This window comes from Micromonospora sp. WMMD1274 (assembly GCF_049179035.1).
GTDB lineage: Bacteria > Actinomycetota > Actinomycetes > Mycobacteriales > Micromonosporaceae > Micromonospora > Micromonospora tulbaghiae.
In genome coordinates this window covers 4,430,412-4,441,839 of the sequence record NZ_JBMHMG010000001.1, presented here as the reverse complement: position 1 = coordinate 4,441,839, position 11,428 = coordinate 4,430,412, and the positions used below count along the sequence as shown (strand labels likewise).

The 11,428-nt window shown below is 75.4% G+C and carries 11 protein-coding genes; 6 read left to right on the top strand and 5 right to left on the bottom strand.

From position 1 onward, the window contains the following. Positions 1 to 690 carry an MtrAB system response regulator MtrA gene (mtrA, locus tag ACN27D_RS21135; protein WP_013284210.1) on the bottom strand — a complete coding sequence of 230 codons (690 nt, stop codon included), beginning with the start codon at positions 688 to 690 and terminating at the stop codon, positions 1 to 3. Positions 691 to 905: 215 nt separating this feature from the next. On the opposite strand from mtrA, the gene ACN27D_RS21130 reads away from it, so the two are divergent. From ACN27D_RS21130 to ACN27D_RS21110, 5 genes are read left to right on the top strand one after another with little or no spacing between them, the layout of a single operon-like run. After that, positions 906 to 1,751: a hypothetical protein gene (locus ACN27D_RS21130; RefSeq protein ID WP_421499803.1), complete on the top strand. Its 846-nt coding sequence runs from the start codon at positions 906 to 908 to the stop codon at positions 1,749 to 1,751. Beyond that, positions 1,748 to 2,347 (top strand): DUF4129 domain-containing protein, encoded by a 600-nt coding sequence (locus ACN27D_RS21125; protein WP_350817099.1) that lies wholly within the window; start codon positions 1,748 to 1,750, stop codon positions 2,345 to 2,347. Before ACN27D_RS21130 ends, ACN27D_RS21125 begins: the two co-directional genes overlap by 4 nt. Continuing rightward, complete coding sequence (locus tag ACN27D_RS21120; RefSeq protein WP_421499802.1) at positions 2,344 to 3,648, top strand: DUF4350 domain-containing protein; 1,305 nt, start codon at positions 2,344 to 2,346, stop codon at positions 3,646 to 3,648. Before ACN27D_RS21125 ends, ACN27D_RS21120 begins: the two co-directional genes overlap by 4 nt. Further along, positions 3,645 to 4,622: an AAA family ATPase gene (locus tag ACN27D_RS21115; protein WP_013284206.1), complete on the top strand. Its 978-nt coding sequence runs from the start codon at positions 3,645 to 3,647 to the stop codon at positions 4,620 to 4,622. The genes ACN27D_RS21120 and ACN27D_RS21115 overlap by 4 nt, the downstream gene beginning before the upstream one ends. Further along, positions 4,619 to 5,929, top strand: a complete 1,311-nt coding sequence (locus ACN27D_RS21110) for a DUF58 domain-containing protein (protein WP_421499801.1) — start codon at positions 4,619 to 4,621, stop codon at positions 5,927 to 5,929. The genes ACN27D_RS21115 and ACN27D_RS21110 overlap by 4 nt, the downstream gene beginning before the upstream one ends. Here ACN27D_RS21110 and ACN27D_RS21105 read toward each other — a convergent pair. After that, positions 5,907 to 6,860 (bottom strand): stage II sporulation protein M, encoded by a 954-nt coding sequence (locus ACN27D_RS21105; RefSeq protein ID WP_120571515.1) that lies wholly within the window; start codon positions 6,858 to 6,860, stop codon positions 5,907 to 5,909. The genes ACN27D_RS21110 and ACN27D_RS21105 overlap by 23 nt on opposite strands. A 41-nt stretch (positions 6,861 to 6,901) precedes the next feature. On the opposite strand from ACN27D_RS21105, the gene ACN27D_RS21100 reads away from it, so the two are divergent. Continuing rightward, complete coding sequence (locus ACN27D_RS21100) at positions 6,902 to 7,870, top strand: RDD family protein (protein WP_358169591.1); 969 nt, start codon at positions 6,902 to 6,904, stop codon at positions 7,868 to 7,870. A 7-nt stretch (positions 7,871 to 7,877) separates the two neighbouring features. Here the strand turns inward: ACN27D_RS21100 and efeB are convergent, their stop codons facing one another. Genes efeB through efeU form a run of 3 tightly spaced genes read right to left on the bottom strand, consistent with a single transcriptional unit; the run spans position 7,878 to position 11,256 of the window. Further along, positions 7,878 to 9,200: an iron uptake transporter deferrochelatase/peroxidase subunit gene (gene efeB / locus ACN27D_RS21095; RefSeq protein WP_421499800.1), complete on the bottom strand. Its 1,323-nt coding sequence runs from the start codon at positions 9,198 to 9,200 to the stop codon at positions 7,878 to 7,880. Continuing rightward, on the bottom strand, positions 9,197 to 10,327 hold the full coding sequence (gene efeO, locus ACN27D_RS21090) for an iron uptake system protein EfeO (RefSeq protein ID WP_421499799.1): 1,131 nt from the start codon (positions 10,325 to 10,327) through the stop codon (positions 9,197 to 9,199). The genes efeB and efeO overlap by 4 nt, the downstream gene beginning before the upstream one ends. A gap of 29 nt (positions 10,328 to 10,356) precedes the next feature. After that, entirely contained in the window at positions 10,357 to 11,256 is a 900-nt protein-coding gene (gene efeU / locus ACN27D_RS21085) for an iron uptake transporter permease EfeU (RefSeq protein ID WP_421499798.1), read from the bottom strand. Positions 11,257 to 11,428: the final 172 nt, after the last annotated feature.

Genomic DNA, 11,428 nt, shown 5'->3' with positions numbered 1-11,428 from the left:
CTATCCGGTGCCTGCCTTGTAGCCCACGCCCCGCACGGTGAGGATGATTTCGGGTCGCTCCGGATCCGGCTCGATCTTGGCGCGCAGCCGCTGGACGTGCACGTTGACCAGGCGGGTGTCCGCCGCGTGGCGGTAGCCCCAGACCTGCTCCAGCAGCACCTCGCGGGTGAAGACCTGGCGCGGCTTGCGGGCGAGCGCGACCAGCAGGTCGAACTCCAGCGGCGTCAGCTTCACCTCCTCGCCGTCGCGGCTGACCGTGTGGGCCGGCACGTCGATGGTGATCTGGTTGCCGGGCGGACCGATGGTCAGCATCTCCGGCGCCACGTCCTCGCCCCGGCGCAGCCGGGCCCGCATCCGGGCCACCAGCTCCTTGGGCTTGAACGGCTTGACCACGTAGTCGTCGGCGCCGGACTCCAGCCCGAGCACCACGTCGACGGTGTCGCTCTTGGCGGTCAGCATCACGATCGGCACGCCGGACTCGCCCCGGATGGCGCGGGCCACGTCGATGCCGCTCATGCCCGGCAGCATCAGGTCGAGCAGGACGATGTCGGGTCGGTTGTCGCGGAACGCGGCCAGCGCCCGTTCGCCGTCCGCGACGAAGGACGGCACGAAGCCCTCGCTGCGCAGCACGATGCCGAGCATCTCGGCGAGGGCGGGGTCGTCATCGACCACGAGTACCCGGGCTCTCATGGGGTTTATCGTTCCATCCCCGTTCGTCTGGAGTGTTCGGCGTCTCCACGGCACCGTAGCGCCGAGCGGCCCCGTGCACCACAGCAAGTCGGCGTGGCCGCCCAGCGTGGCGCGCCGGGTCGGACGGGTCCACCGGATGCGGACCCGCCGTGCAACCATGATCCCCCGGGCGTCGCCCCGCCCGCCACCTCCGCTCGCCCCGCCCAGGAGTACGCGTGCCCGACGCCGGCCCGACCGCGGTGCTGCCGCGCCGTCCGCTGACCGTCGGCGAGCTGCTCGACGCGGCCGTGCTGCTGCTGCACGACCAGGCCCGGGTGCTCGTCCCGCTCGCCCTCCTGCTGGCCCTCGCCGAACAGGCGGTGCTCCACCCGCTGCGGATGCTCGCCGGGACCGAACCGCCGTACTGGTGGCCGGCGGAGTTCGGCGACTCCCTTCCCGCGTACTGGCTGCTGCTGGCGGCCGGTGCCGGCACCGAGGCCGCGATCGTCGCGCTGCTCGGCGCCCCGGCCGCGCGCGGCGCCGGCGCGGCGCTGCTGGGGCGCCGTCCGGCGCCGTGGGAGCTGCTGCGCGGCGCCCGGCTCGGCGTGGCACTGCCGGCCGCCGTCCTGGTCGGGCTGACCGTCACCGCCGCCGGGCTGACCGGGCCGGGCTGGTTCCTGGCGTACGCGCTGCTCGGCCTGGTGGTGCCGGTGCTGGTGCTGGACGGGGTGCCGGGGCACCTGGCGCCCTGGCGGGCGGTACGCCTGGCCGGCCGGGTCAGCGCGCGGGCCGCCGCGATCCGGCTGCTGGGCTACCTGGGCTGGTGGCTGATCCGGCTCGGCATCGGGCTGGGCCTCTACCAGGGCCTGAACATGCTGGGCCTGTTCGACGTCTCGGCCTGGGCGCTGCCCGTGACGATCGCCGCCTTCACCGCGGTGAACGCGCTGGCGTACCCGGCGCTCGCCTGCCTCGACGCGGTGCTGCACCTGGAGACCCGGATCCGCACCGAGGGGCTGGACATCCGGCTCTCCCGCGCGCCGGCCGGCGTGCCCGATCCGGTCCTGCTGGCGGCCCACCGGTGAGCCGGTGGTGGACCGAGGCGGTGGCGGCCCTCGGTGACGTGGTGCCGCTGCCGCTGGCCGCGCTGATCCTGCTGGCGGTCGCGCTGCTGGTGGCGCTGGGCTGGTATTTCTTCCCGGCCTGGGTGCCCCGCCGGCTGCCCCGGTTCAGTCTCCCCCGGCTGCGGCGCCCACGGCTGCCCCGGTTCCGCCTGCCCCGGTTCCGGCGGCGTGCCCGCCGCGCCCGCACCGAACCGCCGGCCGTGCGCCTGCCCGCGCCCCGGACCCCGGAACCCGCGCCGGCCGGCGGGCTCGGGCCGGCGGACCGGCTGGCGGCCGAGGGCCGGTACGCCGAGGCGGTCCGGGAGCGGCTGCGCGAGATGGTCCGGCTGCTGGTCGTCCGGCAGGTGGTGGAACCCCGCCCCGGGCTCACGGTCGTCGAGCTGACCGAGGCGGCGGCCCGCACCCGGCCGCAGGTCGGGCCGACGCTGCACGCGGCTGGGGCGATCTTCTCCGACCTCTGGTACGCCCAGCGCCCCGCGACCGCCGCGCACGACCGGCGGATGCGTGAACTCGCCACCGACCTGAGTCGCGAGCTGACCGGGGAGGAGCCGCGGTGACCGCCACAGCCGTACCGGAGACCGCGACGGCGGCGGCCACCACCCTCGCGCCGCGTCGGCGTACGTACCGGCTGCTCGTCCCGCTCGGGCTGGCCGTGCTGCTGATCGTGACCACGCTCGTGCTGCGCGCCGTCGACCGGCCCGACGCGGACGAGCCCGGTTTCCTGTCCCCGGTCGCCACCGACGACGACGGCGCCAGCCGGCTCGCCGAGGCGCTACGGACGCAGGGCGTCGCGGTACGCCGGGAGACGGACCTGACGGCGGCGCTGCGTACCGCCGGGGCGCAGCCGAGCACGCTGTTCGTGCCCGCGCCCGGGCTGGTGCACCCGGAGCTGCTCGACGGGCTGACCGCCCTGCCGCCCGGCAGCCGGCTGGTGCTCGTCGAGCCCTCCCGGCGGGTGCTCGCCGAGCTGGACACCCCGGTCGAACCGGCCGGCGGGCGCTGGGCCGCCCGGGCGGTGCCGCCCGACGCCGGCGGCACGCCGTGCCCGCTGCCCGAGGCGGTCCGGGCCGGCACGGCCGCGATCGACCTCCAGCGTTACGCCGGACCGGCCGAGGTGGACCACTGCTACGGCGGCGCGCTGCTGCGCGTCCCCGGCCGGGTCGAGACGGTGCTGGCCGGTGCCAGCGACCCGTTCCGCAACGACCGGATCGGCGAATGGGGCAACGAGGCCCTCGCCACCGGCCTGCTCGGCGGCGACCGCCCGCTGGTCTGGCTCGACCTGCCCGAGCCGGCGCCAGCCCCGACGCGTCCGAGCTGGTCCCCGGAACCGTTCACCGAGGAGCCCGCCTCGAGCGGCGGCGGCAGGTCGGAACGGCCCGACCCGCCCGAGCGCGCCGACCCGCCGCGGGAGAACCCGCTCTGGGGCGCATTCCCGCAGTGGTTCTGGGCCCTCCTGGTGCAGCTCGCCCTGGCCGGCCTGCTGGTGGTGCTGTGGCGGGCCCGCCGGCTCGGGCCGCCGGTGTCGGAGCCGCTGCCGGTGACCGTCCGGTCCGCCGAGACGGTACGCGGCCGGGCTCGGCTCTACCGCCGGGCCGGCGCCCGGGACACCGTCGCCGGGACGCTGCGCGCCGCCGCGCTGGACCGGCTGGTGACCCGGCTCAACCTGCCTCCGGGCACGCCCGAAGACGAGGTGGCCGCCCGGGTCGCCGAGCGCGCCGGCGCCGACCCGGAACGGGTGGCCGGCCTGCTCTACGGCCCCGCCCCGGAGAAGGACCGCGAGCTGCTGGAGCTGGCCCGCGAACTGGACGCCCTGACCCGTACCCTGGCCCCGCATCCCAGCGAAGGAGACCCCCGGTGACCGGACCCGTCACGACCACCGCCCCGTCCGGCGCCCGCGCCGCCCTGCACCGGCTGCGTGCCGAGGTCGCCAAGGCCGTCGTCGGGCAGGACGCCGTGGTCACCGGCCTGGTGATCGCGTTGCTCTGCCGGGGGCACGTGCTGCTGGAGGGCGTACCGGGGGTGGCCAAGACGCTGCTGGTGCGGACGCTGGCCGCCGCGCTCGACCTGGACGCCAAGCGGGTGCAGTTCACCCCCGACCTGATGCCCGGCGACGTCACCGGCTCGCTGATCTTCGACCAGCGCACCGCCGCGTTCACGTTCCGGGAGGGGCCGGTCTTCACCAACCTGCTGCTCGCCGACGAGATCAACCGCACCCCGCCCAAGACGCAGTCGGCGCTGCTGGAGGTGATGGAGGAGCGGCAGGTGTCCGTCGAGGGCGAGCGCCGCCCGCTGCCCGACCCGTTCATCGTCGCGGCCACCCAGAACCCGGTCGAGTACGAGGGCACCTACCCGCTGCCCGAGGCGCAGCTCGACCGTTTCCTGCTCAAGCTGACGGTGCCGCTGCCGGAGCGGGAGGAGGAGCTGGGTGTGCTGCGCGCGCACCACGCCGGCTTCGACCCGCGCGACCTGCGTGCCGCGGGCGTACGCCCGGTGGCCGACGCGTCGGACCTGGCCGCCGCCCGGGCCGAGGTGCGGATGGTGCACGTGGCCGAGCCGGTGCTCGGCTACATCGTGGACCTGTGCCGGGGCACCCGGTCCGCCCCGGCGCTGGAGCTGGGCGCGTCCCCGCGGGGCGCCACCGCGCTGCTCAACGCGGCGAAGGCGTGGTCCTGGCTGGCCGGCCGCGACCACGTCACCCCGGACGACGTGAAGGCGGTCGCCCGGCCCACGCTGCGCCACCGGCTGCGCCCGCGTCCGGAGGCGGAGCTGGAGGGCGTCACGGTCGACGCCGTGCTGGACTCGGTGCTGGCCACCGTGCCGACGCCGCGATGACCTGGCGGGCGGGTCTGCTGCTCGGCGTGGGCGCGCTGACCCTGCCGGCCTGGCCGGCGCCGTTCCTCGGCGTCGCCATGCTGACCGCGGCGGTGCTGCTGCTGGTGCTGCTCGACCGGGCGATGGCGGTCCCGCCGGACGCGCTCACGGTGACCCGCTCCGGCGAGCGGACGGTCCGCCTCGGCGGCACCGCCACCGTCACGCTGCACCTGGCCAACCCGACCGACCGCACGCTGTACGCCCAGGTACGCGACGCCTGGGTGCCCTCGGCCGGGGCGCGCCCCGACGTGCCGCCGGATCACCTGCTCACCGTGCCGCCCGGTGGCACCGCCACGCTGCCGGTCCGGCTCACCCCGACCCGGCGCGGCGACCGGCCGGCGGTGGCGCTGACCGTACGCTCGCTCGGGCCGATGCGCCTGGGCGCCCGGCAGCGCGCCGGGGCACCCGCCACACCACAGTGGACGCTGCGGGTGCTGCCGCGCTTCGACTCGCGCCGGCACCTGCCGGAGAAGCTGGCCCGGCTGCGGGTCATCGACGGTGTGCAGGTCACCCGGGGGCGCGGTCACGGCACCGAGTTCGACACGCTCCGCGAGTACGCGGTGGGCGACGACGTCCGCTCGATCGACTGGCGGGGCAGCGCCCGCCGGGCCGACGTGCTGGTGCGCACGTGGCGCCCGGAGCGGGACCGGCGCCTGGTCTGCGTCCTGGACACCGGCCGCACGTCGGCGGTACGCCTCGGCGACGAGCCCCGGCTCGACACCGCCATCGACGCGGCGCTGCTGCTCACCGCGCTCGCCGCCCGGGCCGGTGACCGGGTGGACCTGCTGGCGGCGGACACCGAGATCCGGGCCCGGGTGACCGGCAGCGGCCGGCCGGCGCTGCTCGCCCGGCTGGTCGACGCGGTGGCGCCGTTGCAGCCAGCGCTGGCCGAGACCGACTTCGAGCTGATCGCCGCCGAGGTGCTGCGCCGGGAGCGGCAGCGCAGCCTGGTGGTGCTGTTCACCGCGCTGGAGGCGGGCGCGATCGGCGAAGGGCTGCTGCCGGTGCTGCCCCGGCTGGCGACCCGTCACCGGGTGGTGCTGGCCGCCGCCGGTGACCCGGTGCTGAACCGGCTCGCCACCGCCACCCCGGCCGGCCCGGACGACCCGTACGCGGCCGCGTCGGCGTGGCGGGCGCTGGCCGAACGGGACCGGGTGCGCGCCGCCCTGTCGCGCTACGGCGTGACCGTGGTGGACGTACCGGGGCACCGGCTGGCCCCGGCCGTCGCCGACACCTATCTGCGGCTCAAGTCCCTCGGCCAGCTCTGACCGCGCGCCGGCCGAGCACCAGCGCGTACGCCAGGAACGCCAGCCACACGGCGGCGCCGGCGGCCACCCGCAGCGGGATCGGCACCGGCGCCGGGGTCACGAACGCCTCGATCAGCGCGGAGACCGCGAAGACGCCGACCAGGCCGGCCGCGACCACGGCGGCGAGCCGTCCCGCCTCGGCGACCGCCCGGCCGCGCCCGAGGTGCGCGGGCGGGGCGATCCACGCCCAGGCGGTCCGCAGTCCGACCCCGGCGGCGACGAAGATGCCGGTCAGCTCCAGCAGCCCGTGCGGGGTGATCATGCCGAAGAAGACGTCCGCCCGGCCGTAGGAGATCATCACGCCGCCGACCACGCCGATGTTGAGCGCGTTCTGCCACAGCAGCCAGAGCACCGGGATCACGAGCACGCCGGCGGCCAGGCACTGGGCGGCCAGCCAGGCGTTGTGCGTCCACAGGTGGAACGCGAACGTGGGCGCGGCGAACTCGGTGTAGTAGCCGGCGAAACCGGAGTCCACGAGCTGCCGCGCCGCCTCGGGGCCGACGAACGCGGCGGCGGTGTCCGGGTTGCCCGCGACGAACCAGATGAGGAAGGCGCTCAGGGCGCTGAACGCCGTGGCCACGCCGCACCACCAGGGCCAGGCCCGGTAGAGGGCGGCGGGCAGGTCGGCGGCCAGGAACCGGCCCACCGCCGCCCAGGACGGCCGGGGACGGCCGGTGACCCGGGCGCGAGCCGCGAGGACCAGGTGGGACAGGCGGTTCACCAGCGCCGGCTCGGGCGCCCGGGCGCGCAGCGCGGAGAGGTGCGTGGCGCTGCGCTGGTAGAGCGCCACCAGTTCGTCGACCTCGGCCGCGTCGAGGCGACGCCGGCCGGTCAGGTGTTCCAGCCGCCGCCATTCGGCGCCGTGCTCGGCCACGTACGCGTCGAGATCCACTCACCCTCCCCCGTTCGGCGTCCATGGTGTTCACTGTCGGGGTGCGTGCGCAACCTCCCCCACCGCCCCGTTGGGCCGACGCCGGTCTGGTCAGCGGCGAGGCGGTGGAGCTGGACGTCCGGGTGGCCCGGCTGGGCTCCCGGGTGCTCGCCCTGCTGATCGACGCCGTGATCCAGCTCGCGCTGTTCCTGGTGCTCGGCGCGGTGCTGGCGATGGTCGCGCTCGCCCTGCTGGGCGACGTCCTCGACACGGCGCTGGCCGGCGCGCTCCAGACTCTGCTGCTGGTGCTGGTCCTGCTCGGCTATCCGGTGGTGATGGAACGCTTCGCCGGTGGCCGGACGGTGGGCAAGCTGGCCGTGGGGCTGCGCGTGGTGCGGGCCGACGGCGGCCCGGTGGGGGTGGGCCAGTCGCTGACCCGGGCGCTCGTCGGCGTCGCGGTGGAATGGCCCGGTCTGGTGCTGCCGCTGCTGAGCTGGGTCGCGAGCGTCACGGTGATGCTCACCGACCCGCGGGGCCGGCGGCTGGGCGACCTGGTCGCCGGCACGCTCGTGGTGCACAGCCGGGGCGCCGCGCTGTGGCGGCCGCTGCCGCCGGCTCCGCCGCCGCTGCTGGCCTGGGCGACCACGCTCGACCTGACCCGGTTGGACGACGGGCTGGCGCTGGCCGTCCGGCAGTACCTGGACCGGCTGCCCCAGCTCGCCGAGCCGGACCGTTTCCGGCTGGGCCGGGCGCTGTGGGCGGAGGTCGCTGCGGTCACCTCGCCGCCTCCGCCGTGGGCCGCGCCGGACTCGGTCTACCTGTCGGCCGTGCTGGCCGAGCGGGGGCGCCGCGCCGCGCTCCGGCTGGGCCGGACCCGGACGGTCACCGCCGCGCTCTGGCCGGAGCTGGTCCCGGCCCCGGCCACGGTGCCGCACGCCGTCGCGCCGGCCGCCCTGCGTCCCGCCGCGCCGGTCGACGGCCGGTTGCGGTCCGCCGTCCCGGACGCGGGCCCCGATCCGGTACGCCGCTGAGTCGGGCTCAGGCGAACAGCGCCCGCCCCCACCAGTCGGCGGCGTCGCGTACGCCGGGCGGGCAGGCGAACAGGCCGCTGGAGACGTGCCGCAGGTACTCGTTCATCGCGTCGTTGCGGGCCAGCCGGGTCTGGATCGGCACGAACTGCCGGCGCGGATCCCGCTGGTAGGCGATGAAGAACAGACCGGCGTCGAGCCGGCCCAGCCCGTCCGAGCCGTCCACGAAGTTGTAGCCGCGGCGCAGCAGGCGGGCGCCGTCGTTCTGGTCCGGGTGGGCCAGCCGTACGTGCGCGGTGTCGGCGATGAGCGGCTCGCCGTCGTCGCCCTTGGCGGCGAAGTCCGGCTCGTCGAACTCGTCGCGGCGGCCCAGCGGCGCGCCGCTGCCCTTGGTCCGGCCGACGATCGTCTCCTGCTCGGCCAGCGGGCTGCGGTCCCACGTCTCGATCAGCATCCGGATCTTCCGGGTGACCAGGTAGGAGCCGTCGGTCATCCAGTCCGGACCGTCGCCGGGCTGCACCCAGAGCTGGTCGCGGAGCAGGCCGGCGTCCTCGGCCTTGAGGTTGGCGGTGCCGTCCTTGAAGCCGAACAGGTTGCGCGGTGTGGCCTGGTCCCGCGACGTCGACGAGGTACGCCCGAAGCCGAGCTGCGACCAGCGGACGCTCACCACGCCCATGCCGATCCGGGCCAGGTTGCGGATGGCGTGCACGGCCACCTGCGGATCGTTGGCGCAGGCCTGAACGCACAGGTCGCCGCCGGACAGCTCCGGCCGCAGCGCGTCCCCGGCGAAGTGCGGCAGGTCGGCGAGGGCGGCCGGACGCCGGGCGGCGATGCCGAAGCGGTCGCGGCCCTGCGCGTCGCGGAACAGCGACGGCCCGAATCCCACGGTGAGGGTGAGCTGCGACGGGGGCAGTCCGAGCGCCTCGCCGGTGTCGTCCGGCGGGGCCTCCGGCATGCCGCCGACCGCGCCGATGACCCCGGCGTCCTTGCCGGCGGTCATCCGGGCCGCGGCGGCGGTCCACTCCTGGAGCATCGCGACCAGCCGGTCGCGGTCCTTGGTGACCACGTCGAACGCGACGAAGTGCAGCCGGTCCTGGGCGGGGGTGGTGATGCCGGCCTGGTGCTCGCCGAGGAACGGCACGGAACCGGCCGCCGATCCGGTGGCGGAGGCCTCGTTCCCGCCGGCGAGCAGGGCGCCCGCGCCGCCCGCCACCCCGGCGACGCCTGCCACGCCGACGCCGGCCAGGGTCATCGCGCGGCGCCGGGACAGGCCGCGGCCGGTCCGCCGGTTGTTCGGCTCGCTCGTCGCGTCACCTCCGGCCGGGCCGGTCATCGCGCGACTGCCGCCGCGACCTTGCTGACCGGCTCGGCCAGCGCGTTGACCGCGTCCGACAGCTCCTTCAGCTCGGCCTTGCCGAGCTGGGTGTGCAGCTTCCAGCCGTCCCCGGCCCGGTGCCTGCCGAGGGTGGTCTCCACGTTCGCGAACTCGCTGTCGAGCTGCTTGACCAGGTCGGGTGCGCGCTGCTCCAGGGCCGGGCGCAGCGCGGCGATCGCCGCCTTCGAGCCCTCCAGGTTGGCGTTGAAGTCCCACAGGTCGGTGTGCGAGTAGCGCTCCTCCTCGCCGGTGATCTTGCCGCTGGCGACCTCGTCGAGCAGCGCCTTGGCACCGTTGGCGAGCTGGAGCGGGGTGAGCTTCTCGGCGTCCGCCTTGGCGACGATCGCCTTCACGTCGACCAGGAGCCGGTCGGCGATCGCGCCGTCGGAACTCACGTCCCCGGCGGTCCAGAGGTCCTTCTCGATCCGGTGGAAGCCGGTGAACTCCATGCCCTCCTCGACCACCTCCTCGCGGCCGTCGATCTTCGGGTCGAGGTCGCCGAAGCTCTCCGCGACCGGCTCGATCCGCTCCCAGTAGGTGCGGGCCACCGGGTACAGCGCCTTGGCCTTCGCCACGTCGTTCGCCTTGACCGCCGCCACGAACTCCTCGGTCTTCGTCAGCAGCGCGGCGGTCTGGCTGCGCACGTACCGCTGATAGCTCTCGGTGGCCTGGGTCAGCGCGGCGTCCGGGGCGACAGTCGCCGCGGTGCCGGAGACCTTCAGCGCGCCCCGGATGCCCCGGCCGCTCATCCCCGGCTTGCAGGCCGTCTCGTACGTGCCGGCGGTCAGCTCGACCCGCAGCTCGCGGCTGAGGCCGGGGGCGATGTTCTCCACCTCGCCCATCACCCGGTCACCGGCCGCGTAGACGTAGAACTCGTTGACCTTGGAACCGGTGTTCGTCACCTTGAAGGTCACCTGACCGGCGTCGATCTCGGTGTCGCCGACCTCGCAGACGGTGTCGGTGGCCTTGACGGCGATCGGCCCGCCGTTCGAGGCGTCGGCGTCGTCACCGGCCCCGCAGCCGGCCAGTCCGGCGACGGCGAGCAGCCCGGCGGCGGCGGGCGCGACGAGTCGAGTGGTACGCATCGTGCGGGGTCTCCTCGGGAACGGGCGGGTCAGGAGCGGGGGGACGGGACGGCGGCGACGTCGGCCGGCACCGGCTCGGCGGGCGGCGTCGGGTGAGCGGGCTCGGCGGACTTCGCGGGCAGGGACGGCCTGCGCAGGAAGAGGACGAGCACCGGCACCGCGTACGCGACCCAGGCGACCAGCTCCAGCACCGTCGGCGCGGCGGTGACGTTGAACATGCCGGCGAGCAGCGCGCCGTACCAGGAGCCCGGGTCGAGCGTGGTGGAGATGTCGAAGGCGAGGTCGTTCAGGCCGGGCAGCACGCCCGCCTCCTGGAAGTCGTGCACGCCGTACTTGAGGATGCCGGCGGCGACCAGGATGAGCAGCGCGCCGGTCCAGGTGAAGAACCGGCTCAGGTTGATCCGTACCGCGCTGCGGTAGAGCAGGAATCCGATCACGACGGCGGTGGCGATGCCGCCGGCCAGGGCGAGCAGGGAGCCGGGACCGGTGCCGCCGGCTGCGCTCTCGGCCGCGGCGTAGAAGATCAGCGCGGTCTCCAGGCCCTCGCGGATCACGGCGAGGAACGCCATGCCGGCCACGGCCAGGGAACCGACCGCGAGCGCGTCGGTGAGCTTGCCGCGCAGCTCACCGGCGATGGTGCGGGCGGCCCGTCGCATCCAGAAGATCATCCAGGTCACGAAGACCACGGCGGCGACCGAGGTGACCGCCTCGAACAGCTCGCGCGACTCGGAGGTGCGCAGCAGCGAGGTGGACGTGTACTGGATCAGGGAGCCGAAGCCGACGGAGAGCGCCACGGCCAGGCCGACGCCGGCCCACACCTGCGGCAGCCGGTCCCGGCGCTGCGACTTGACCAGGAAGGCGACGAGGATGCTGACCACGAGCGTCGCTTCCAGGCCCTCGCGCAGGCCGATCAGGTACGTGGCGAACATCAGCACTCCGTCGTCGCTTAGTTAGGGCAGGCATACCTTGCTCCTGTTCACAGCAAACGTCAAGCTGATCCGGGTAACGTCACCCGGTTCGACATCCGCCGGCCTTCCCCCGTACGCGAAAAAGGACCGGGACGGCCGCGCGGCGGCCGAACCCGGTCCCTTCTCCGAACGT